Annotated in this window: 27 protein-coding genes; 9 read left to right on the forward strand and 18 right to left on the reverse strand. The window is 71.8% G+C overall.

Features of this window, described 5'->3' with window-relative positions:
- The first annotated feature begins 3 nt into the window (after window positions 1–3).
- The 4 genes from ABZ622_RS03940 (at window position 4) to ABZ622_RS03955 (ending at window position 3,819) form a co-directional block, all read left to right on the forward strand.
- The gene (locus tag ABZ622_RS03940) at window positions 4–1,008 is read left to right on the forward strand and encodes a MerR family transcriptional regulator (RefSeq protein ID WP_360540023.1); all 1,005 of its coding nucleotides are present in this window, start codon (window positions 4–6) and stop codon (window positions 1,006–1,008) included.
- A gap of 71 nt (window positions 1,009–1,079) precedes the next feature.
- A complete protein-coding gene (locus ABZ622_RS03945; RefSeq protein WP_360540025.1) occupies window positions 1,080–2,027 on the forward strand; it encodes an oxidoreductase in 948 nt (315 codons plus the stop codon).
- Window positions 2,028–2,202: 175 nt separating this feature from the next.
- Window positions 2,203–3,234: a UDP-glucose 4-epimerase GalE gene (gene galE, locus ABZ622_RS03950; RefSeq protein WP_360540027.1), complete on the forward strand. Its 1,032-nt coding sequence runs from the start codon at window positions 2,203–2,205 to the stop codon at window positions 3,232–3,234.
- A gap of 120 nt (window positions 3,235–3,354) precedes the next feature.
- Window positions 3,355–3,819: a DUF2199 domain-containing protein gene (locus ABZ622_RS03955; RefSeq protein ID WP_360540279.1), complete on the forward strand. Its 465-nt coding sequence runs from the start codon at window positions 3,355–3,357 to the stop codon at window positions 3,817–3,819.
- Window position 3,820: 1 nt separating this feature from the next.
- Here ABZ622_RS03955 and ABZ622_RS03960 read toward each other — a convergent pair whose 3' ends face one another.
- From ABZ622_RS03960 to ABZ622_RS03980, 5 genes are all read right to left on the reverse strand, one after another.
- The gene (locus ABZ622_RS03960) at window positions 3,821–4,456 is read right to left on the reverse strand and encodes a TetR family transcriptional regulator (protein ID WP_360540029.1); all 636 of its coding nucleotides are present in this window, start codon (window positions 4,454–4,456) and stop codon (window positions 3,821–3,823) included.
- 25 nt (window positions 4,457–4,481) lie between these two features.
- On the reverse strand, window positions 4,482–5,297 hold the full coding sequence (locus ABZ622_RS03965; protein WP_360540031.1) for a TetR/AcrR family transcriptional regulator: 816 nt from the start codon (window positions 5,295–5,297) through the stop codon (window positions 4,482–4,484).
- Window positions 5,298–5,418: 121 nt separating this feature from the next.
- Window positions 5,419–6,684, reverse strand: a complete 1,266-nt coding sequence (locus tag ABZ622_RS03970; RefSeq protein WP_360540033.1) for a GNAT family N-acetyltransferase — start codon at window positions 6,682–6,684, stop codon at window positions 5,419–5,421.
- Window positions 6,685–6,791: 107 nt separating this feature from the next.
- A complete protein-coding gene (locus ABZ622_RS03975; protein WP_360540035.1) occupies window positions 6,792–7,775 on the reverse strand; it encodes an asparaginase in 984 nt (327 codons plus the stop codon).
- Window positions 7,776–7,821: 46 nt separating this feature from the next.
- The gene (locus ABZ622_RS03980) at window positions 7,822–8,436 is read right to left on the reverse strand and encodes an ABC transporter substrate-binding protein (RefSeq protein WP_360540037.1); all 615 of its coding nucleotides are present in this window, start codon (window positions 8,434–8,436) and stop codon (window positions 7,822–7,824) included.
- Between the two features lie 116 nt (window positions 8,437–8,552).
- On the opposite strand from ABZ622_RS03980, the gene dtd reads away from it, so the two are divergent.
- Window positions 8,553–9,002: a D-aminoacyl-tRNA deacylase gene (dtd, locus tag ABZ622_RS03985; RefSeq protein ID WP_360540039.1), complete on the forward strand. Its 450-nt coding sequence runs from the start codon at window positions 8,553–8,555 to the stop codon at window positions 9,000–9,002.
- A gap of 87 nt (window positions 9,003–9,089) precedes the next feature.
- On the opposite strand, the gene ABZ622_RS03990 is transcribed toward dtd, so the two are convergent.
- From ABZ622_RS03990 to ABZ622_RS04010, 5 genes are all read right to left on the reverse strand, one after another.
- The gene (locus tag ABZ622_RS03990) at window positions 9,090–10,055 is read right to left on the reverse strand and encodes a folate-binding protein (protein ID WP_360540041.1); all 966 of its coding nucleotides are present in this window, start codon (window positions 10,053–10,055) and stop codon (window positions 9,090–9,092) included.
- Between the two features lie 50 nt (window positions 10,056–10,105).
- Window positions 10,106–10,624, reverse strand: coding sequence for a transcriptional repressor (locus tag ABZ622_RS03995; protein ID WP_360540043.1), 519 nt, complete (start codon window positions 10,622–10,624; stop codon window positions 10,106–10,108).
- A gap of 96 nt (window positions 10,625–10,720) precedes the next feature.
- Entirely contained in the window at window positions 10,721–11,293 is a 573-nt protein-coding gene (locus tag ABZ622_RS04000) for an FABP family protein (protein ID WP_266913961.1), read from the reverse strand.
- A 253-nt stretch (window positions 11,294–11,546) separates the two neighbouring features.
- On the reverse strand, window positions 11,547–11,882 hold the full coding sequence (locus ABZ622_RS04005) for a hypothetical protein (RefSeq protein ID WP_360540046.1): 336 nt from the start codon (window positions 11,880–11,882) through the stop codon (window positions 11,547–11,549).
- Window positions 11,883–11,923: 41 nt separating this feature from the next.
- On the reverse strand, window positions 11,924–12,271 hold the full coding sequence (locus tag ABZ622_RS04010; protein WP_360540048.1) for a hypothetical protein: 348 nt from the start codon (window positions 12,269–12,271) through the stop codon (window positions 11,924–11,926).
- Window positions 12,272–12,377: 106 nt separating this feature from the next.
- Here ABZ622_RS04010 and ABZ622_RS04015 point away from each other — a divergent pair, with 106 nt between their 5' ends.
- A complete protein-coding gene (locus ABZ622_RS04015) occupies window positions 12,378–12,740 on the forward strand; it encodes a DsrE family protein (RefSeq protein ID WP_124717294.1) in 363 nt (120 codons plus the stop codon).
- A gap of 20 nt (window positions 12,741–12,760) precedes the next feature.
- On the opposite strand, the gene ABZ622_RS04020 is transcribed toward ABZ622_RS04015, so the two are convergent.
- The 8 genes from ABZ622_RS04020 to ABZ622_RS04055 all read right to left on the reverse strand — a co-directional run bounded on the left by ABZ622_RS04020 (window position 12,761) and on the right by ABZ622_RS04055 (window position 18,494).
- On the reverse strand, window positions 12,761–13,018 hold the full coding sequence (locus ABZ622_RS04020; protein WP_266913969.1) for a DUF3099 domain-containing protein: 258 nt from the start codon (window positions 13,016–13,018) through the stop codon (window positions 12,761–12,763).
- A 170-nt stretch (window positions 13,019–13,188) separates the two neighbouring features.
- Window positions 13,189–13,476 (reverse strand): DUF1416 domain-containing protein, encoded by a 288-nt coding sequence (locus ABZ622_RS04025; protein WP_018490348.1) that lies wholly within the window; start codon window positions 13,474–13,476, stop codon window positions 13,189–13,191.
- Window positions 13,477–13,526: 50 nt separating this feature from the next.
- The gene (locus ABZ622_RS04030) at window positions 13,527–14,372 is read right to left on the reverse strand and encodes a sulfurtransferase (protein WP_124717296.1); all 846 of its coding nucleotides are present in this window, start codon (window positions 14,370–14,372) and stop codon (window positions 13,527–13,529) included.
- 159 nt (window positions 14,373–14,531) lie between these two features.
- Window positions 14,532–14,639 carry a putative leader peptide gene (locus tag ABZ622_RS04035; RefSeq protein ID WP_350983699.1) on the reverse strand — a complete coding sequence of 36 codons (108 nt, stop codon included), beginning with the start codon at window positions 14,637–14,639 and terminating at the stop codon, window positions 14,532–14,534.
- A gap of 390 nt (window positions 14,640–15,029) precedes the next feature.
- On the reverse strand, window positions 15,030–15,719 hold the full coding sequence (locus ABZ622_RS04040; RefSeq protein WP_360540051.1) for a DUF2993 domain-containing protein: 690 nt from the start codon (window positions 15,717–15,719) through the stop codon (window positions 15,030–15,032).
- Window positions 15,720–15,848: 129 nt separating this feature from the next.
- Window positions 15,849–17,282, reverse strand: a complete 1,434-nt coding sequence (locus ABZ622_RS04045; RefSeq protein ID WP_360540053.1) for a hypothetical protein — start codon at window positions 17,280–17,282, stop codon at window positions 15,849–15,851.
- Between the two features lie 10 nt (window positions 17,283–17,292).
- Window positions 17,293–17,547 carry a MoaD/ThiS family protein gene (locus ABZ622_RS04050; RefSeq protein WP_072488004.1) on the reverse strand — a complete coding sequence of 85 codons (255 nt, stop codon included), beginning with the start codon at window positions 17,545–17,547 and terminating at the stop codon, window positions 17,293–17,295.
- 41 nt (window positions 17,548–17,588) lie between these two features.
- Window positions 17,589–18,494: an alpha/beta hydrolase gene (locus ABZ622_RS04055; protein ID WP_360540055.1), complete on the reverse strand. Its 906-nt coding sequence runs from the start codon at window positions 18,492–18,494 to the stop codon at window positions 17,589–17,591.
- Window positions 18,495–18,769: 275 nt separating this feature from the next.
- On the opposite strand from ABZ622_RS04055, the gene ABZ622_RS04060 reads away from it, so the two are divergent.
- The 3 genes from ABZ622_RS04060 to ABZ622_RS04070 all read left to right on the forward strand — a co-directional run bounded on the left by ABZ622_RS04060 (window position 18,770) and on the right by ABZ622_RS04070 (window position 22,003).
- A complete protein-coding gene (locus ABZ622_RS04060; protein ID WP_360540057.1) occupies window positions 18,770–19,582 on the forward strand; it encodes a response regulator transcription factor in 813 nt (270 codons plus the stop codon).
- A gap of 24 nt (window positions 19,583–19,606) precedes the next feature.
- A complete protein-coding gene (locus tag ABZ622_RS04065; protein ID WP_124717301.1) occupies window positions 19,607–20,644 on the forward strand; it encodes a LacI family DNA-binding transcriptional regulator in 1,038 nt (345 codons plus the stop codon).
- Window positions 20,645–20,872: 228 nt separating this feature from the next.
- Window positions 20,873–22,003, forward strand: a complete 1,131-nt coding sequence (locus ABZ622_RS04070) for a trypsin-like peptidase domain-containing protein (RefSeq protein WP_360540060.1) — start codon at window positions 20,873–20,875, stop codon at window positions 22,001–22,003.
- Window positions 22,004–22,006 lie beyond the last annotated feature (3 nt).

A 22,006-nucleotide genomic window follows, 5' to 3' on the forward strand; every position in this document is an offset into this window, starting at 1 on the left:
GGCGTGTTGATCGGTGAGGTGGCGCGGCGGTCCGGGGTCAGTGCCCGCATGCTCAGGCATTACGAGTCGCTCGGGCTGGTGCGGCCTTCGGGCCGTACCGGTTCCGGGTACCGGGAGTACTCCGAGGAGGACATCCGGCGGATCTTCCATGTCGAGAGCCTGCGGTCGCTGGGGCTGACGCTCCGTGAGATCGGGCGCGCGCTCGACGATCCCGGTTTCGTACCCTCGGCGCTCGTCGGCGACCTCATCCGTCAGACGCGCGAACGCATCGCGGCCGAGACCGAACTGCTCACGCGGCTCCGCCGGATCGACGCCGCGGACCCGGCCGGCTGGGAGGACGTCCTCCAGGTCGTCGCGCTCCTCCAGGCGCTGGGGTCGAAGAGCCCCGACGCGCGTCAGCGCGCGGCCCTCTCCTCGGTCGACGAGGTCCCGGTGCCGGTGGAGGCCCTGGTCGAGGCGGCGTTGAGCGAGACGGAGCCGAACGTCGCCGGAGCCATCCGGTGGGCGCTGGCCCGATCGGGCGGCGGCCCGGCACTGCTGGCGAAGGGCCTCGGTTCACCGGTGGCCGCGGTGCGGGAGCGTGCCGTACGGTCGCTCGCCGAGATGCCCGGCGACGAGGCGGCCACGCTGCTGCGGGAGGCCCTCACGCACCCCGACGCCGTGGTCCGCGGGTATGCGGCGCTGGCACTCGGGACGCGAGGCGCGGCCGATGTGGTCCCGACCCTCATCGACATGATCTCGGCGGGAAGGAACGACACCGACGCGGCCGATGCGCTGAGCGTGCTGGCGGCGGACGGCACCGCGACGGCGGACCGGATCGCGACCGGGCTCGTCAACCGCCTCGCCCACGACACCGGCGAAGCACCTGCGCGCGGACGGCTGACCCAGGCACTGGCGGGCATCCCGGGACCAACGGCGTCACGCGCCCTCGTGGAGCTGTCGCACGACGAGGACCGCGCCGTCGCGCTGACCGCGACGTACCTGCTTCGGCTGCGCGACGCACGCTGACGGGCCCCTCCCGCCGGCGGAGGAAGAAATGGATGTGGCAATCCGGCCCCACGGGCGCGATGCTGCGCCCCATGACCTCCTCATCTGCCGAACCGACCCCGGACTCCGGTCCCACATCCACCACCAGCACCACCGTCAATGCCACCGCCACCAACAGCGCCTCGGGCCCCGGCGACTTCGAACTGGGCGGCACCGTCACCATCCCGCGGCTCGGCTTCGGGGCGATGCAGCTGCCGGGCCGGTGGAGCGGACCGGCCGGCGACACGGTGAAGGCCGTGGCCGTGACGCGGCGCGCCGTCGAGCTGGGGGCGCGGTACATCGACACCGCCGCCTTCTACTTCTCCCCCACCCATCGGGCCAACGACCTGCTCCGCGAGGCCCTGTACCCGTACGCCTCCGACGTCACCATCGCCACCAAGGTCGGCCCGCTGCGGGACGAGACCGGCGAGATGTACGCCGAGGCCCGCCCCGATCAGCTGCGCGCGGAGGTGGAGCGGAATCTGGAGACCCTGGGGGTCGACACCCTCGACCTGGTGCATCTGCGGGTCGGCCGGCTGCGCGGCGGTGCCGTCGATTCGCTCGGTGAGCGCTTCGCCGTGCTGGCGGCGCTGCGTGAGGAGGGGCTGATCCGGCAGCTGGGCGTCAGCAATGTGACGAGCGGGCAGCTCGCGGAGGCCCGTTCGATCGCACCGGTCGCCGCCGTGCAGAACCGCTTCGGTGTGCTCGACCAGGGCGATGCCCCGCTCGTCGACGAGTGCGCGGACGCCGGTATCGCGTACATGCCGTTCTTCGCGCTCGGCGGCGGTCACACCGACCTCGGTCAGGAGAACCTCCGGAAGGTGGGCGAGCGGCACGGTGCGACGGTGCACCAGGTGGCCATCGCCTGGGGCCTGGCCCGCTCGCCCTCGATCGTGCAGATCCCCGGCACCGCCTCGCTCGCCCACCTGGAGGAGAACATGGCCGCCGGACGCCTGGTCCTGGACGAGGACGACATGGCGCTGCTCGGGCGTCGCGGCTGAGGACCGTACCGCCCCGGCGGCACTTCCGCCGGACCGTGCCGGGCTCATCCGTCCCGGTACGGTCCGGCGGGGGCGCGGCCTCTTCGGCCGCCGCCCGGACGCGGGCGACGCGATTCCCGTCCCTCGCTTCGGCCTACGATCACTTCACGAGCTCAGCGAGAGAGGCGGACACCGCATGAAGGTCCTGATCGCCGGAGGCGCGGGGTACATCGGCAGCACGGTCGCGTCCGCCTGCGCGGACGCCGGAATCACTCCCGTCGTCCTCGACAACCTGGTCACGGGCAGACGGGAGTTCACCGAGGGCCGGTCCTTCCACGAGGGCGACATCGCGGACGGTCCCCTGATCGACCGGGTCTTCGCCGAGCATCCGGACATCGATGCCGTGGTCCACTGCGCGGCGCTGATCGTGGTCCCGGACTCGGTCGCCGACCCGGTCGGCTACTACCGGGCCAACGTGTCCAAGAGCCTGGAGTTCGCGGACCATCTGCTGCGCAACGGCTGCACCCGCATGATCTTCAGCTCCTCCGCCTCCATCTACGCCGCCGGTGCGGATCTGACGGTCGACGAGGACTCCCCGCTCGCCCCGCAGAGCCCGTACGCGCGCACCAAGGCGGTGTGCGAGGCGATGTTCGCCGACATCGCCGCCGGCGGGCCGCTGCGGGTGGTGTCCCTGCGCTACTTCAACCCGGTCGGCGCGGACCCGGAGCTGCGCACCGGACTGCAACTGCGGCACCCGAGCCACGCCCTGGGCAAGATGATCCAGGCCCGGGAGGAGGGCGTCCCGTTCCGGGTCACCGGGACCGACTACCCGACGCGCGACGGCTCCGGCATCCGGGACTACGTCCACGTCTGGGACCTGGCCGCCGCACACGTGGCCGCGCTCCGCGCCTTCGACACCCTCCTGCCCGAGCGGGGCGGGGAGCCGGGGTCCGGTTCCGTGGTCATCAACCTGGGCACCGGCACGGGCACCACCGTGCGCGAACTCCTGGACGCCTTCAACGAGGTGACCGGCACCCCCGTCCCCGCGGTCGACGCGGCGGCGCGGCCGGGCGACGCGGCGGGGGCGTACACCCGGAGCGACCGGGCGCAGCGGCTGCTGGGATGGCGGCCGCGGTACTCACTGACGGAGGGCATCCGCCACTCCCTGGAATGGGCCGCGGTACGCGAGGACGTGCTCAAGGGCACGACCCCCGACAGCGATCGGTGACGGCAGGAAGCAGACGGCAGTCCGACCACGGCCGCAGAGCCTCTCGTTAGGATCCCGCCCATGGCTATCGACCCCGGCTACATCTGCTCCCGCTGCGGCGAACACCACGCGGAACTCCCGATGGGGTACTCGACCATGGCACCCGACGTCTGGGACGCGAGTCTGGAGAGCGACCCCGACAGCATGCTCTCCTGCGACCAGTGCATCGTCAGACACGAGCACTACTTCATCAAGGGCCTGATCGAGATACCCGTGTCCGGCAGCGAGGAGCCCTTCTCCTGGGGCGTCTGGGTCTCGCTCAGCCGGGAGAACTTCGCCCGCGCCCTCGATGTGTGGGAGACCCCCGGCCGCGAGTCCGAGCAGCCGTACTTCGGCTGGCTGAGCACCGAGCTGGGGCTGTACTCGCCCCGCACGACCAACCTGCGGACCAACGCCCACACCCGCCCGATCGGCCGCCGCCCCAGCATCGAGCTGGAGCCCACCGACCACCCCCTCGCCGTGGAACAGCGCACCGGCATCACCCGGGACCGGGTGCGGGAGATCGCCGAAGCGGTGCTGCACGCCGAGGACGACCGGGTCTCCTGAGCTACCACTGCTCCCCGAGCCCCGACCGCAGCTGCACGAAGGCGAGTTCGGCCGCCTCGACCGCGTCCGCGTACACCTGCCGCGCGCTCTCCCCCGCGTCGATCCGCCGCCAGTTCTCCAGGGCGAGGATGCGCAGTACGGCGACGATCTGGCCCGCCGCCAGCCGGTCGGCCACCCGGTCGCCCAGCGCACGGGCGAGCGCCGCCTCCGAGCGGCTCTGGTAGCCGTACAGGCGGGCCACCAGGGACGGCGTCCCGTACAGCAGCCGCTGGAACGCCAGCACCTGCGGCACATCGCAGAGCCCGGTCACCGGGTCGCCCCGCTCCAGCCCGTCCAGGAAGTTGCGGCGCAGCGCGTCCAGCGGGGATTCGGTCTCCGCCCGGGTGGCGACCACCCGGGCCGACTCGTCCTCGTGGTCGGCGAACCGGTGCAGGACCAGGTCCTCCTTGGCCGGGAAGTACCGGAAGAGCGTCGGCTTCGAGATGTCGGCGGCCGCCGCCACCTCGGCCACCGAGACCTTGTCGAAGCCCCGGTCCAGGAACATCGCGATCGCGGCCTCGGAGACCGCCTGGTAGGTCAGCCGCTTCTTCCGCTCCCGCAGGCTCATCCGCTCGTTCCCGGGCTTCTCTCCGTCCATGACCACGAAGCGTACGCTCCCGACCTCAACCGGACTTGACCTCGGGAAGCGGCCGCACCCGCCTTCCGCCCGGCTCGGCCCGCGCCTCCACCAGCGCCTCGATCCCGTCCAGCACCCGCTCCAGCCCGAAGGCGAACTCCTCGTCGGGCCCGCGCGGCGCCCCCAGCACCCCGGCGTCCAGCACCCGGGAGAGCGACGGATGGCGTACGGGGTCGACGAGCCGGTTCAGGGTGCGGGTGTGTCCGTCCGCCACCTCCTGCGCCGGGACGCCGCGCGCCTCGACGGCGGCCGCGAGATCACTCATCAGCAGCGCCTCGTTCCGTACGAACCCGTTGACGAGCAGGATGACGGAGATCTCGTCGCGCGCGTCCAGACCCGCGCCTTCGAGGGCCTTCAGGCCCTGTTCCCACCAGGCGACGGAGTTCGGACTGGCGGGCGGTCCCGAGACCGGGATGCGGAGCATCCACAGATTGCGGTGGAACACCCGGCGCTGCGCCCACGCCCACCGGGAGAGTGCCTCCCGCCAGCCGGCGCCGCCGGCCGGCTCGGGCAGCGGGGGCGGTGGGCCCATCGCCGCCTCCTGCATCAGTACGTACAGCTCCCCCTTGGCGGACACGTACCGGTAGAGCGACATCGTCGAGGCCCCCAGGTCCTTGGCGACCCGTCCCATCGACACCCCGCCGAGCCCCTCCGCCGCGGCCACCGCCACCGCGGCGTCCACGATGCGGGCCAGACTCAGCCCCGGCTTCGGGCCCTTGACCGGCCGCGCCCGCAGCCCCCAGGCGGCCTCGATGCTGGCCGGCAGGCCCGTACCGCCCGACGAGCCGTTCTTCTCAGTCACCTGAACCCCATTTTCCGGGTGGTGCCCATCGCCGCCCGGCCCACGAGCCCCCCGCCCGTGCGACGTCCCGCCCTCGGCTCCCATCCTAGTTTCGTGGATCACTCACGCGGGCGGCTCCGGCTCAGAACACATCCGGGCACCAGGCCCGCCGCCCCGCCCGGAACATCCCCTCCGCCGTCGCGACCGCGCCCGGCGTGAGCTCCTCGATCCGGCCCAGGGCAGCCAGCCGGAACGGTGATTCGTCGCCCAGGTAGAGGGTGCCCAACTCCCTTACGTCCAGGGCCAGATCGGCGCCGGCTGTGGTGGGGGTGCAGCTCGCGCCGACGGGGGTGGCCTCCAGGCGGTAGCGGCCGGCGGTCAGACCCGTGGTGTCGTGGATGTCGAGGGTGAGCGTGCCGGGCACCGCGTAGCTGCGGGCCTCCAGGGCGCGTACGACGTCCAGGATCCGCACCCACAGCCAGTCCGCCTGGGTGACGACGCGGGCCGCGCGCGGGTCCGGGAGGAGCAGCGGCAGCAGGTCGTCGGGGGCGCGGTGGCCGGAGCGGACCGTGGTGATCCAGTCGATCGAGCAGACGAAGTGCCAGAGTGCGCGCTCGGCGGCCGGGGTGACGGCGATCTGGCCGGCCACGGTGGCCCGGTTCAGCGGCTGCTTGGAGTCACCCCAGCTGCCGTCGGCGCGGTAGACGGTCAGGCCGTCCACCTCGCCGGCGGCGTTGCTGTAGACCGCGTAGAAGGGCTCCGCCCAGGCTTCGGAACCCGGCGCTCCGGGGCCCGGCCGGACCTCTCCGGTGTTCACGGCCCACCAGCGCGCGTCGCGGTCGATCACACCGTGCTGCCGGGCGCGCAGCCGGTCGTGGAGGGCCGGGCCCAGCTTGCGTACGTCCGCGCCGCTCACCAGGTCGATCCGGCCGCCGTCCCGCTCGGGCGGGCCCGACCAGTGCGGGTCGAGGCCCGCCCGCGGTACGTCGATCTCCCACTGGGTGGTCCAGGTCGCCGGGCCGAAGCCGTACCGGCCGTAGATCGGGTACTCGGCGGCGATCAGCGTGGCGACCACCTCGCCGCGCTCCTTCGCCGCCGCCAGGTCCGTGGCCATCATCCGGTTGAGCAGACCGCGGCGGCGGTGCGTGGGCGACACCGTGACGTTGGAGATCGCGTCGGCCGGCACCGCGGCGCCCCCGACGACCGTGAGTTCCTGGGCGAAGGAGCGGAACGTGGCCACGCACCGCCCTTCGTCGAACGCGCCCTGCGTACGGGAGAGGTCGGTGTGCGGAAGGCGTCGTTCCGCCTCCTCTTCCGTGCTCGTCTGCGGACGCAGGAAGCCGGTGTGCTTGGCGTGCAGCCAGTCGGGAAACTCGGCGGCGGTGACCGTGCGGATGTCGAGAGCCATACGAGCCACGCTATGTACACGGATCACGGGATGTCGCCCTGTTTTCCGCCGCCTTCCGCGGCCCTCCGCGGCCTCCCGCCGTCCTCCGCCGCCGTGGAACGGTCAGGTCAGAAGGCCGCCCGGATCTCGCCGACCTCGCCGCCGCCGCCCAGCAGTGGCGCGTGCCCGATCCTGGCGACCACCGGGGCGTCGATGCCGAGCAGCCGCAGCGCGCGGGCCAGCACCGGCCCGAGCGCCCGCGTCGCGCCGTCGTCGACCTTGAAGGCCAGCGCCCGGCCGTCCGCCAGCGCCACCGCCTGCACCGCCTCGGCGCCCATCTTGGAGAGCGCGCCCGGCACCTCCCGCATCAGCCAGGTGTCGGGTCGGCGCGTCCCGGCCACGTACTGGGGGTGGGCCCGCATCGCGTCACCGACCCGGCGCTCCGCCGTCCCGGGCTCCGCCAGTACGAACGTCCGGAAGGCCCGCGCCAGGCCCACCAGGCTGATCGCCATCAGCGGCGCCCCGCACCCGTCTGTGCCGACCGCCGTGACCGGCTCGCCGGCCGCCTCCTCGACGACCTGGCGGACCAGCTGCTGGAGCGGGTGCGCCGGGGCGAGGTAGGACGCCCGGTCCCAGCCGTTCACCGCGCAGACCGCGAGCATCGCCGCGTGCTTGCCGGAGCAGTTCATGGTGATCCGGTCCCGGACGTGGCCCGCGGCGAGATACGTCTCCGCCTCGACCGGGTCCAGCGGCAGATCGGGCGGGGTCTGCAGATCGGCGGGCGTCAGTCCGTGCTCGGCGAGCATCGTGCGGACGAGTTCGAGGTGGAAGCCCTCGCCGGAGTGGCTCGCGGCGGCCAGGGCCAGCCGCTCCCCGGACAGATCGAGCCCGGCCCGCAGCACGGCGGCGGCCTGCATCGGCTTGTTGGAGGAGCGCGGGAAGACCGGCGCCGCCGGATCGCCCAGGGACCGTTCCACGCTGCCGTCGGCGGCCAGCACGACCAGCGAGCCCCGGTGGTGGCCCTCCACGAAGCCGGACCGTACGACCTCGGCCAGGACGGGGAGAGCGGGGGGTATGACGGATGGTGCGGCGGGGGCGGCGCTGGAGGTCATGGTGGCCTTCCGGGGACGGGCGGAACCCGCCCCCGGAAGGATCGCTTCAGGCGAGCAGGTCGTCTACTTGTGCTTCACCGTCACGGTACCTGCGGGCGATCTCCGCGCTGCAATCGTCGGTGGTGCGTTGCAGCTGGTGACGGCGGCGGGAGACCTGCTGTTCGTAGCGGACCAGGCGCCCCATCGCGGCGTGCAGCTCTTCGTCCGTACGGGCGTCGAGGTCGGAGAGTTCGACCTCGGCGAGCGTCTCGGCGGCCAGCCGGCGGTACTCGTCGCTACGGGGCGTGGTCAGCGTGACGTGCCGGGCGGAGGAGCGGTGCTGGGACGGGGGGTCGGCGAGGATCTCCGAGAGCCGGTCCACCACCGGTGTCTCCGGGTCCAGCCGCCGGGCCAGCTCGGCCCGCAGGATGTCGATCCGGCCCTGGACGAGCCGCCGCACATAACTGAGGTCGGCCTCGTCGCGCTGCGACTCGCGGCGCAGCGTGCGCAGCTCCGGCAGCCGCAGGGTGCCCAGCTCGGGCTGTGGGCCGGCGGACAGGCTGTCCTCCGGACCGTGACCGGTTCGCTGCACGGGTGGCCGCATGGTGCTGGTGCTGGTACTGGCGCCGGTTCGCGTGACCGGTACGGCGCCGGGGGACTGCCCGGTTCCATAGGTACTCATGCTTGTGTCCATCCCCTCGACCGGTGCGTCGGCACACCGCCTCCCGAGCATGGTGCCACTTGGGTGGGCCTATGTGGATGCTCTGTACCCGTTCAGCCCAAGATAGGTTGGTCTGTATGCGTGCAGTGATACAGCGGGTGGACGGCGCGAGCGTCACGGTGGCCGACGGCGCGGACGGGGCGGGCGGCCCCGAGGTGGTCGGCGAAATCGTCGGCGAAGGACTGTGTGTGCTGGTGGGAGTCACCCACGGGGACACCCCGGAGAAGGCGGCACAGCTCGCCCGCAAGCTCTGGTCGCTCCGCGTCCTGGAGGGCGAGAAGTCCTGCTCCGATGTGAATGCACCACTTCTGGTGATTTCGCAGTTCACTCTCTACGGGGACGCCCGGAAGGGCCGCAGGCCCACCTGGAACGCGGCGGCGCCCGGCGACGTCGCCGAACCGCTGGTCGACGAGGTGGTGGAGCAGCTGCGGGCGCTGGGCGCGCAGGTGGAGACGGGCCGGTTCGGGGCGGACATGCGGGTCTCGCTCACCAATCACGGCCCGTTCACCGTCGTCGTCGAGGTCTGAACCGGGCCCTCTCCGGACCGGCCTGTTCCGGACCGGGCCTTTCGGACCGACCCTTCCGGACCGACCCGTTCCGGACAGCAGGACGTACTACGGCTCGACGACCGTCTCCTGGGCGGCGGCCGTGTCCCCGGCGAGCAGCTCGGCGTCCACCGCGACGTTCCGCTTGACCAGGGCCAGCGCGATCGGCCCCAGCTCGTGGTGGCGGGCGGACGTGGTGATGAAGCCCAGCTGGCGCCCCTCGGCACCGTCCGCGGCGAGCCGCACCGGGGTGCCGTGTCCGGGCAGCAGCACCTCGCTGCCGTCGAGGTGGAGGAAGACCAGCCGACGCGGCGGCTTGCCCAGGTTCTGCACCCGGGCCACGGTCTCCTGGCCCCGGTAGCAGCCCTTCTGGAGGTGGACGGCGGTGCCGATCCAGCCCAGCTCGTGCGGGATGGTGCGGTGGTCGGTCTCGAAGCCGACGCGCGGGCGGTGCGCCTCCACGCGCAGCGCCTCGTACGCCAGGATGCCGGCCACCGGGCCGTTCGCCGCCGCGTACTCCTCCAGGCCGGCGCGGGGCAGGAACAGGTCCCGGCCGTACGCCGTCTCCCGTACCGTCGCGCCGTCCGGGACCTCCGCGATGGAGCCGGCCAGCAGGTACACGACGGCGAAGTCCTCGGTGCGGTCGGCGACTTCGACCCGGTAGAAGAACTTCATGGACTCCAGATAGGCGATCAGGTCGCCCTGGGTGCCGGGTTCGGCGTGCATCCACACGGTCTCGCCGTCGTCGACGAGGTAGAGCGCGTGCTCGATGTGCCCGTTGGCGGTGAGGATCAGGGCTTCGGTGGCCTGGCCCGGGGCGAGTTCGCTGACGTGCTGGGTGATCAGCAGATGCAGCCAGGCCAGCCGGTCGCTACCGGTGACCGTGACGACGGCGCGGTGCGAGAGGTCGACGAGGCCGGAGCCGTCGGCGAGGGCGCGCTGCTCGCGGAACAGGTCGCCGTAGTGCGCGGCGACGCCTTCGTCGCGGCCTTCGGCGGGGACGGCGCCGGGCAGGGACAGCAGGGGGCTCTTCATGCGACCAGCGTACGACGCGGTGTGAACGGTACGACCGGAGAGGCCGGGCGCTACGACCGTCCGGCGCTGTCCGCGCCCTCGGTGCTCTCCGCGCCCCCGGTGCTCTGCGCGCCCGTGGTGTTCTGCGCGCCCGTGGTGTTCTCGGCCGCCGCCTTCGCCGTGCACCCGGCACAGCGGCCGAAGATCGCGAAGTGCTTCATGTCCGTCTCGAACCCGAAGCTGTCCCGGAGCTTCGCGGTGAACTCCGCGACGACGGCGACATCGGCCTCGATGACGTCGGTGCAGTCGCGGCAGACCAGATGGATGTGGTGGTGACGGTCGGCCAGGTGGTAGGTCGGTGCCCCGTGCCCCAGATGGGCGTGGCTGACCAGCCCGAGCTCCTCCAGGAGTTCGAGCGTCCGGTAGACGGTGGAGATGTTCACGCCGGACGCGGTCCTGCGCACCTCGCAGAGGATGTCGTCGGGCGTCGCGTGTTCCAGCGAGTCGACGGCTTCCAGGACGAGCTGGCGCTGCGGCGTCAGCCGATAGCCGCGCTGCCGGAGGTCGGTCTTCCAGTCGGTGCTCACCACACGCCCAGTGTAGGACCGGGTGAGCACCTGCCCGCAGCCGTTGCGCAAGGCAGTCCGCGAGCCGACGGGGCCTGCGGACCGGACGGTGCCTGCGGACTACTTGAAGAAGGCGATGCCGTCGTCCGGGAGGTCACCGAGGCTCTTCGCCATCTCCTCGACCTCTTCCGGGGTGACGACCTTCTTCAGGTGCGCCGACATGTACGGACGCAGCTCCACCTCGGGGGTGGCCTTCTCGCCGACCCACATCAGGTCGCTCTTCACATAGCCGTACAGCCGCTTGCCACCGGTGTACGGGCCGGAGGCCGCGGTCCGCGCCACCGCGTCGGTGACCAGGTCGATCTGCGGCTTCTGGTCGGCCAGCTCGCCGTACCAGATCTCGATGACGCCCTGGTCGCGGGCCATGACGACCTCGACCTTGCGGTCCTTGTCGATGCGCCAGTAGCCGGACTCGGACTCCAGCGGCCGGACCTTCTTGCCCTCGGAGTCGAGCACCCAGGTGTGCGAGACGTACTCCAGGAAGTCACGGCCGTCCTGGCTGAAGGAGACCTCCTGGCCGAAGTTGCACTGCTCGGCGCCGGGGAAGTCGGAGACGCCGGCACCCGCCCAGTTGCCGAGGAGGAAGGCCAGCGGGACGAGGTCCGGGTGGAGGTCGGACGGAATCTCGATCATGAGCGGCTCAGACGATCTGTGAGGTGGGACAGGGGAGGTGTCAGCGCTGACCCTGGTACAGCTTCTTCACGGTCAGCCCGGCGAAGGCGAGAACGCCGACGCAGACCAGGACCAGCAGGGCGGAGAAGAATGCCTCAAGCACGGGAACTCCTTGCAACGAGCGTTATGGCAGCAGTACGGGGCCGGCCCCAGCCTAATGGGTTGGGACCGGCCCCGCCGGTCCGGGGTTTGCCGGGGGCCGCGGGGGGACGGGTCAGCCGAGCAGCTGGTTCTGAAGGATCACCGTCTGGTGGAACGGAACGCTCCGGGTGCCCTCCTTGCCCTTGCGGGGCTGGACGACGAGGGTGAGCGTGTCGCCGGCGACCAGGTAGCCGTGCTGGGCCTCGGCGTAGTCCTTGGCCCCCTGGAAGGCCGTCGAGCCGAACTGCACGAGATACGTCTCAGCGGTGCGGTGCTGCCCGCGCTTCCAGGCGGCGCTCGCGACCCGGCATATGCCGGCCTGCAGGAAGTACTCGTACATGGAGCCCTCCTCCTCGAAGGAGCGGGCGTAGGCGTCCACGTCCAGCCATCCGTCGCCGAAGCTCAGCACCGAGTTGCCGTCGTCACTCCAGCCCGCGGGCCGGTCGACGATCAGCTTGCGCAGGTCGCCGTCCGTCCTGACCCGGTGGTCCTGGGACGTGGGCAGCGGGTCGGGGCCCTCGCCCGGGGCAGCGCCTTCGACGGGTACGCCAGACCGGGCTGGGCCAGGACGGGCAGCGGGGTCGGGGCGCGTCCGGCCTGTACGTCGTAGCCCACGGCGGTGCCGCCCGCGATACCGAGCACCGCGGCAGCGACGAGAAGCAGCGCCGTACGCCCGCGCGGGCGCTTCGCGACCGGCGCGGCAGCTGGCGCGGCGGCTGGCGCGGCAACGGTCACGGGCTCGGCCGGGTGCTCGGCCTCGGGTGCCGGCCCGTCAGAAATAGTGTCTTTCGGTTCCAATTGGGGTCCCCCCACGAGACCAGAAGCGCTGATTCCGTTATCCGCGCACCTACCCGACTGCCACCGAGGAGAGGAGGTTTCCCGCCCGGCGATTACAGTTCGGCATATGCCGAAGAAGCTCGTGATCAAGGTGACCGCAGGTGCCGACTCCGCCGAGCGCTGCTCCCAGGCGTTCACGGTGGCCGCGGTCGCCGTCGCCAGCGGGGTCGAGGTCTCGCTCTGGCTGACCGGGGAGTCCTCGTGGTTCGCGCTGCCGGGGCGCGCCGCCGAATTCGAACTGCCGCACGCCGCGCCGCTGCCGGATCTGATCGAGTCGATCCAGGCAGGTGGCCGGATCACCCTGTGCACGCAGTGCGCGGCCCGTCGTGACATCACCGAGCAGGACGTCCTGGAGGGTGTACGGATCGCCGGTGCCCAGGTCTTCGTCAGCGAGATCATGGCCGACGGCGTCCAGGCCCTCGTCTACTGACGCGAGAGCGTCGAGGAGCCCTACCGCCGCTTCTTGCCGTCGAGTTCGTCCCACCACTCGTCGGACTTCGGGTCGCCGGACGGATCGTCCCACCAGCGGTCGTCCGGCCCCCGCCGGTTGGCGACCATGGCCGCGATGGGCGGGATCACCATCGCGACGAGGCACATCACTATCGCGGCGGGCATCGACCACAGCCTGACAAAGGCCCAGGCCGATACGAAGAGGACGATGCAACCGCCCATCATCAGGAAATAGCCACGCCGGCGTCGGGCGTACATACCTCCAGCGTAGGCCCGCCCCGGCCGATGGCGCAGGCCTCGTTTCCGCCCGTGGCACAGGCCTCGATCACACCCGTATGAACGGCTCGAAGGGCCGCACCCCGTTCAGGAAGCGTCCAACCCCCTGGGGTACGGCCCTTCGGCCGATCTGTGTCGCGGCGCGCGGCGCGTTAGACCGCGATCGCGACCTCGGAGAGGCCGCCGGTCTGCGCGACGACCGTGCGGTCGGCGCTGCCGCCGGGGACGAGGGCGCGCAGCGTCCAGGTGCCCTCGGCCGCGTAGAAGCGGAACTGTCCGGTCGCCGAGGTCGGGACCTCGGCGGTGAACTCGCCGGTCGAGTCCAGCAGGCGGACGTAGCCGGTGACGGGCTCGCCGTCGCGGGTCACGCTGCCCTGGATGGTGGTCTCACCGGGCTTGATGGTCGAAGCGTCGGGGCCGCCGGCCTTTGCTCCACACATGTGTTTCGTCCTTCTGGGTCGGGGGTCGTGCCGGTCCGGGTCGTGCGGGGTTACTTGTTGGCGCCGAGCTCGATCGGCACGCCCACGAGGGAGCCGTACTCGGTCCACGAACCGTCGTAGTTCTTGACGTTCTCCTGGCCGAGCAGCTCGTGCAGCACGAACCAGGTGAGCGCGGAGCGCTCCCCGATACGGCAGTACGCGATGGTGTCCTTCGCCAGGTCGACCTGCTCGGCCTCGTAGAGGGCCTTGAGCTCGTCGTCCGACTTGAAGGTGCCGTCGTCGTTGGCGTTCTTCGACCACGGGATGTTGCGGGCGCTCGGCACGTGGCCGGGGCGCTGGGACTGCTCCTGCGGGAGGTGCGCCGGGGCGAGCAGCTTGCCGCTGAACTCGTCGGGCGACCGCACGTCGACCAGGTTCTGGTTGCCGATCGCCTCCACGACGTCGTCGCGGTAGGCGCGGATCGACTCGTCCTGCGGCTGGGCCTTGTACTCGGTGGCCGGGCGGGACGGGATCTGGTCGCCGTCGACCAGGTCGCGGGAGTCGAGCTCCCACTTCTTGCGGCCGCCGTCGAGCAGGCGGACGTCCTGGTGACCGTAGAGCTTGAAGTACCAGAACGCGTAGGACGCGAACCAGTTGTTGTTGCCGCCGTACAGGACGACCGTGGTGTCGTTGCCGATGCCCTTCTCGGACAGCAGCTTCTCGAACCCGGCCTGGTCGATGAAGTCACGGCGGACCGGGTCCTGGAGGTCCTTGGTCCAGTCGATCCGGATCGCGTTCTTGATGTGGTTCTTCTCGTACGCCGAGGTGTCCTCGTCGACCTCGACGAGAGCGACCTTCGGGTCGTCGATGTGGGCCTCGACCCAGTCGGCGTCTACCAGGACGTCACTGCGGCTCATTCTGTTCTCCTCCGGGGCAGTCTGCGGCGAGATGATGCGAGACGGTGCGTGATGCGGATGTACGTCGGCACGGCGTGCGGCGCACGTACAGCGGCGATCGGGATGGGCCCTGACTTCGGTCGAAGGGCCGGGGGAATGCGGGGTGCCGAAGGCTCCCGCTCAGACAGTGCGACAGAGCATGGCGGCGACGCGGCACAGGTCCACTGCCCGCCGCTTCGTGAGATCCGCCCGTCCCCGCTGTGGGAGACCGCCAATAGAGCACTGCATGGGACCGATCGTAGGGAGGTCCGGGCGGACATGTCACCGCCGTGTCGCATTCTGAGACACGATCGTCCGCCATGCGGGACGGGAGCGGGGGCGAAACGCCCCTCACGTCACTCCCGCAGCGTGGGCGGGCATCGGCCATCTACGGATCGGACACGGCCGTCTCAATATGTGGCGCGATGTTGCGTGGCGCTGCGTGGCGTTGCGTGACACTGCGTACGAGGGCGTGCGGGGGCGTACGAGGGCGCCCGGGCCGAACGCAGGAGGTCAGGGGCCCCGGGCGCGTCATGGGGCCCGGACGCGTCATGGGGCCCGGACGCGTCAGAGGCCCCGGACGCGTCAGGGACCCCGCGCGTCGGGGGGGGCGTCGAGGGGCCGGCCGTGCGGGGTGCCTCAGCCGGCGAGCTGTACGTCCGTGCCGGTGACCGAGATCTCCAGGCCGTCCTTGGTGGGCTGGATCTTCTGGAGCTTGAGACCGCTGGGCAGGCCGCCGACCTCACGGTCGAAGTCGGTCTTCTTGCGCACCAGCCCCTCCAGCCCGGGTATGCCCTTGCCGGGCACCTGGTCCGCGTGCACTCGCAGGGTGTGGCCGTCGACCAGGGTGACGGTGGACAGGACACTGCGCGAGATCGGGTTGCCGAGGACGTCGACCGTGCCGGTCACCTTCACCTTGTTGTTGCCGCCGTACTCGACGGCGACGTCCTCGCTGGCGGCCTCGGTGAGGTCCTTGTACGAGATGACGGCGGTGCCCGTGGCGCGGGCGGCGGTGGCGCTGGAGTAGCCCTCGGACAGCTTCACGTCGTGCAGCGCCGCGTTCATCCTGCTGATCCGGAGCCGGTGGCCGTTGGTGTCGGTCTCGATGCCGGTGATCTCCACGTCGACCTCGTCCAGCTGGCCGGCGGCGACCTGCGTCAGGAACGGGAATCCCTTGATCGAGATGTCCGTCGAGCCGATCGTGGCACCGGTGACCTTGATCCGCCCCGCGGCCTCCGACTCGGCGAAGTACACCGCCGCCCGGTCCACGGCGACGAAGATCCCGCCCAGAACCACCACGATGACCAGCAATATCCGCAGTGCGCGCATGCCCGTTCTTCCCCCACCCTGCAATCCGACCCGACCCCTGGCGCCCCTCACGTCCACCGAATGTGCACGGCGCCCCGAGTGATCGACGAGCGGGCACCCCTCTTCGGTTCCCGGGGGCCCGGGTCGGCACTACGAGATCGCGCGACCGATCAGGTACACGGCGGGTGCCGCGGCGGTGAGCGGCAGCGCCACACCGGCGGTCATGTGGACGAAGCGCGACGGGTAGTCGTAGCTCGCCACCCGCAGCCCGACCAGTGCGCAGCCGCCCGCCGCGAGGCCGAGCAGCGCGCCCTTCGTGCCCAGGTCGGTGAGCGTCCCGGCCACGGCGCCGACGCCCGTCGCGGCGAGCAGCGCCACCACGACCGAGGCCGGTCCGGGCAGCGGCAGCGCGCGGACCAGCACGGCGGCCGCGACGGCCGCCCCGCCCACGGTCACCGCGTCCGGGACCGCCGCGAGGTGTCCGGCGGCCAGGACCGAGAGCGCGGCCGAGGCGACGGTGGCCATCAGCCCCTGCATCCGCTCGTCGGCGCTCGCGTGGCTGCGCAGCTGGAGGACCACGGTGAGCAGCACCCAGACGCCGAGGGTGCCGAGGATGGCGGCCGGGCCGTTCTCCCGGCCCGCGGCGAGCAGCGCGATGTCGGCGACCAGGCCGCCCGCAAACGCGAGCGCGATGCCCTGCCGGGCCGGCCACATGCCGTTGAGCCGGAACCAGCCGGCCGCGGTCACGGCCTGGAGCAGTACCAGCGGCACGGCCAGGGCGTACGACCCGATCGCGGCGCCCAGGGCGAGCAGCAGCCCGAGGCCGGCGGTGATCGCGGCGGGCTGCATGCCCGGCGCGATGATCGGCGAGCGGCCCTCGGCGCGGGCGCGCTGGGCGTCGGTGATGCGGCTGTTGCCCAGGGTGGTGGGGGCGCTGTAGCCGTCCGCGTCCTGCCCGTCGGGGGCGGAGGCGGGAGCGGGAGCGGGTTCGGTCGCCGGTGCCTCGGGCGGGAGCGGGTACCCGCCCGTGGCGCCCCGCGGCGACAGGTAGGTGGCCTCGGCGGCGGCCGGCACGGGCTGCTGCACGGACCGGTCCGACTGCGCGGGCTGGGCGGACTGCGCCGGCTGCGCGGAGTGGATGACCGGCTGGTACTGGGTGTCCCAGGTCTGGCCCTCCCACGTCTGCGCGACGCCGGGGTCCTGCGGACCGTGCGCCACGGGCGCGGCGGGCTCCTGCGGATACCCGGCCGGCCACGCCTGCCCGGGGCCCGCCTGGGGTACCTGGGGCGCCTGGGGTACCTGGTTCGGGTCGTGCCGGCCCTGCGCCTGCTGACCGTACGGCTGCGCGCCGTAGGACTGGTGGTCGCCATAGGACTGCTGGTCGCCGTAGGACTGCTGGTCGCCATAGGACTGCTGGTCGCCATAGGACTGCGCACCGTACGACTGATCGCCGTACGACTGATCGCCGTACGACGGCTGCTGCGGCTGCGGCTGTGGCTGCTGACCGTTCGACGGGTCGTGGCCGGGGACGTACCCGTAGCCCTGGTCCTGTCCGTACGGATGCTGCTGATCGTTGCTGCTCATGTTCTGCGGTTCACCCTCCTGCGAACGGCGGGAGCACCTCGACCGTGCCGCCCTCGGCAAGGCGTACGGTCTCATGGCCGCGGGTGCCCACGGGGTCACCGTCGATGAGGAACGAGCACCTTTGCAGCACTCGGGTGAGCTCTCCGGGGTGCCGCTCGCGCACCGCGTCGAGCGCCTCGGCGAGGGTCGCAGCCGTGTACGGCTCCTCCGCGGTCCCGGCAGCGGCCTTGGCGGCGGCCCAGTAGCGGATGGTTACCGCGGGCATGGCGCCACTCCTCTCGTCTCGCGTCAGCTGTCCATGATGGGTCACGGCGTCACCGCCCAGTCGGCGATGCGGGTGAGCAAGGTCTCGTCCGCGGCGTTCTCCGCGTGCCCCATGCCGCGCTCCAGCCACAGCTCGGCGCCGTCGCCCGCCGCGTCGGCCAGCGAACGCGGGTGGTCCAGCGGGAAGTACGGGTCACGGTCGCCGTGCACGATCAGCAGCGGCGTCGGGCCGAACAGCCCGGCCGCCTCGACCGGCGCGAGCGGCACCGGGTTCCATTCGTCGCGGTCGATCCGGGTGTGGAGGCCGTACCGGCCGACCAGCCGGCCCAGGGGCCGGGTGACCACCCAGTGCAGCCGGCGCATCGGGGCCGTGCCCCGGTAGTACCAGCGGGCGGGGGCGCTCACAGCCACCACCGCATCCGCGTGCGCCTCAACGCGCGCCCCGGTGCGCCCCTCGCGCTCCGTAAGCTCCACAACGTCACCGGCGGCCGTGTCGTCCGCCGGCCGGCCGGCGTAGAGCGCCCCGTGCCGCAGCACCACGGAGCCGCCCATCGAGAACCCGACGGTCACCACCCGGCGGTGTCCGAGCGACCGCGCCCACGCCACCGCCGCAGCCAGATCCAGCACCTCGCGGTCGCCCACCGTCGACCGCCCGCCGGACCCGCCGTGCCCCCGGAACGAGAAGGTGACCACGGCCGCACGCCCGGCGAACACCCCGGCGGCACGCCGCACCGCGGGCCGGTCCACCGAACCGGTGAAACCGTGCGCGAGCACGATCGCAGTACCGTCGAAGGATGATTCCGCAACGGCCCCGGCACCTGCCGTGCACAGCTCGTACACCGCCTCGATACGCACCCCGTCATCGGTACGCAATGTGGTGCGCAGGGGACCGGGCGTGATCAAGGGAACAGCGGAACCCCGAAATCGCCCCTCGGACACAGAACTCATGTGGGCTATTGTGCTGGGAAGAGGATCCGGGCAGAGCAGCCCCCGGGTCCTTTTGTGCTTTCCAGGCGTTGTTACGGCGACGTTTCCACAAGCTCAGCGGTCCCAGGGCGCGGGACCGTGCCGCGGGACCAGCACGAACACGTACGAAGAAGTGCCGCATACTCCCCCGGGCCCGGCCCGGGAGTGCCCCTCTCGCAGGGAACGAGGAGGACCGACGTAATGGGCGAGCGAACCGTGCACGATCATCGACCGACGACCCAGGCAGGTGGGCGGCGATGAGTTCACTGCTGCTCCTGACGAATGCCCTTCAACCGTCGACGGAGGTGCTCCCCGCCCTCGGTCTCCTGCTCCACAGCGTGCGGGTGGCACCCGCCGAAGGCCCCGCTCTCGTCGACACCCCCGGTGCCGACGTCATCCTGATCGACGGCCGCCGCGACCTCCCGCAGGTGCGGTCGCTCTGCCAGCTGCTGCGGTCCACCGGACCGGGCTGTCCGCTGATCCTCGTCGTGACCGAGGGCGGCCTCGCGGCCGTCACCGCCGACTGGGGCATCGACGACGTACTGCTGGACACGGCGGGACCGGCCGAGGTGGAGGCCCGGCTGCGGCTGGCCACCGGACGGCAGCAGATCTCCTCCGACGACTCCCCGATGGAGATCCGCAACGGGGACCTCTCGGTCGACGAGGCCACGTACAGCGCGAAGCTGAAGGGGCGGGTCCTGGACCTGACCTTCAAGGAATTCGAACTGCTCAAGTACCTGGCGCAGCACCCGGGCCGGGTCTTCACCCGCGCCCAACTGCTCCAGGAGGTCTGGGGCTACGACTACTTCGGCGGTACGCGCACGGTCGACGTCCATGTGCGGCGGCTGCGCGCCAAGCTCGGCCCCGAGCACGAGTCGCTGATCGGCACGGTCCGCAACGTCGGCTACCGCTTCGTGACACCCGAGAAGGTGGAGCGCGCGGCCGAGGAGGCCAAGGAGGCCAAGGAGCGGGCCGCGGTGAAGGCGGCTGCCGGACCCGTAACCCGTTCGGAGCAGTCGCGGGCTGCCGGGACGCAGGAAGAAGCCCCGGTCCGGCCTGCCGGAAGGTAGGTATATCCGCGTAGACTGCCGCGCGTGGCCAAGGTGACGCGGGACGATGTGGCGAGACTGGCGGGGACGTCGACCGCGGTCGTCAGCTACGTCATCAACAACGGACCGAGGCCGGTCGCCCCGGCCACGCGCGAGCGGGTGCTCGCCGCGATCAAGGAGCTGGGCTACCGGCCCGACCGGGTTGCCCAGGCGATGGCCTCGCGGCGGACCGATCTCATAGGGATGATCGTGCCGGACGCCCGGCAGCCGTTCTTCGCGGAGATGGCGCACGCGGTCGAACAGGCCGCCGCCGAACGCGGAAAAATGGTGCTCGTCGGCAACTCCGACTACCGCGACGAGCGCGAGGTCCACTATCTGCGGGCCTTCCTCGGCATGCGGGTCTCCGGTCTGATCCTGGTCAGCCAGGGCCCCAGCGAGCGGGCGGCGGCCGAGATAGAGGCATGGGACGCGCGGGTCGTGCTGCTGCACGAGCGGCCGGAGGCGATCGAGGACGTCGCGGTCGTCACCGACGACGTCGGCGGCGCCCAGCTCGCCACCCGGCACCTGCTTGAGCACGGCAACGAGTACGTGGCGTGCTTCGGCGGCGTGGAGTCCACCCCGGCGGTCGGTGACCCGGTCGCCGACCACGTCGAGGGCTGGCGCCGGGCGATGCACGAGTCGGGGCGCTCGACGGAGGGCCGGCTGTTCCAGGCCCCGTACAACCGTTACGACGCCTATCAGGTGGCGCTGAAGCTGCTCGCCGGCCCGGACCGGCCGCCGGCGATCTTCTGCTCGACGGACGACCAGGCCATCGGGGTGCTGCGGGCCGCGCGCGAGCTGCGCATCGATGTGCCCGGGGAGCTCGCGGTGGCGGGCTTCGACGACGTGAAGGAAGCCGGGCTGACCGATCCGCCGCTGACGACGGTCTTCTCGGACCGCCCGGCGATGGCGCGGGCCGCGGTGGACCTGGTGCTCGACGACTCGTTGCGGGTGTCGGGGTCGCGGCGGGAGCGGCTGAAGCAGTTCCCGTCGGCGCTGGTGGTGCGGCGCTCGTGCGGCTGCGGGGAGCCGACGGTCAGGTAGGCCGACTTCCCGCGTCGGCCGTTCCTTGTACTTCCCGGGCCGACGTACTGCGCGCTGGCGTACTTCCCGGGCCGACGTACTGCGCGCTGGCGTGCTTCCCGGGCCAGCCGCTCCTTATCCGGCGTACTTCCCGGGACAGCCGCTCCTTATATCGGGCATACGAGCTTCTGCCGGGCTTCTCAGCGGGTGCTCAGGCTTCTCTCATCTTCGCCGGACACGCTCATATACATGACAGAGAGCCAGCGCCCGAGCGGCGAGTACCCGATGTACCCCTCGTACGGCAACGGCGACGCGGCCTACCCGCCGCCGCCGTCATACCGGCCCGCGGAGCCGATCGCGCCGGGCCCCGGAACCACCGTGTGGCCCGGCGGGAACGGCGGCGGCGACGGCAGCGGCGGCGGCAACGGGGCCGGCGGACCGGACTTCCCGCCGCCCGCGCCCCAGGAACCGGCCGCTCCCCGGCACCGGGCCAGGCGGCCGGTCGCCCTGCTGGCGGCCGTGGCGATCGCGGCGGCGATCGTCGGCGGCGGCACCGCCACCGTCATCGAGCAGCTCACCGGCGGCGGAACGAGCAGCTCGGCCTCCGAAGTCGTCCCCGGCACCACCGTCTCGCAGAGCAGCAAGGGCACCGTCTCCGGTGTCGCCAAGGCGGTCTCGCCGATGATCGTCGAGATCAACGCGACCTCGACCGCGGGCGAGTCCACCGGCTCCGGCGTGGTCATCACCTCCGACGGCGAGATCGTCACCAACAACCACGTCATCTCCGGCGCCTCGTCGGTCAAGGTGACGCTCAGCACCGGCAGGACGTACACCGCCGATGTCGTAGGCACCGACCCCGACAAGGACCTCGCGCTGATCAAGCTCCGGGGCGCGAGCGGGCTGAAGACGGCCACCCTGGGCGACTCCTCGGCCGTCACGGTCGGCGACCAGGTCGTGGCGATCGGCTCGCCCGAGGGCCTCACCGGCACCGTCACCAGCGGCATCGTCTCCGCCCTCGACCGCGACGTCACCGTCGCCAAGGAGGACGGCAGCGGCCAGGGACAGAGCGGTGGCGGGCAGGGCGGCGGCGAGCAGTGGCCGTTCGAGTTCGGCGGCCGGCAGTTCAACGGCGACACCGGCGAGTCCACCACCACGTACAAGGCCATCCAGACCGACGCCTCGCTCAACCCCGGCAACTCCGGTGGTGCGCTCATCAACATGAACGGCGAGATCATCGGCATCAACTCCGCGATGTACTCGGCGAGTTCGTCCAACGGGTCCAGCGGTTCGAGCGCCGGCAGCGTGGGCCTCGGCTTCGCCATCCCGGTCAACACGCTCAAGGCCGACCTCGACACCCTGCGGGCCGGCAACAGCTCCTGAGAC

Source organism: Streptomyces sp. NPDC007164, from assembly GCF_040634135.1.
GTDB lineage: Bacteria > Actinomycetota > Actinomycetes > Streptomycetales > Streptomycetaceae > Streptomyces > Streptomyces sanglieri.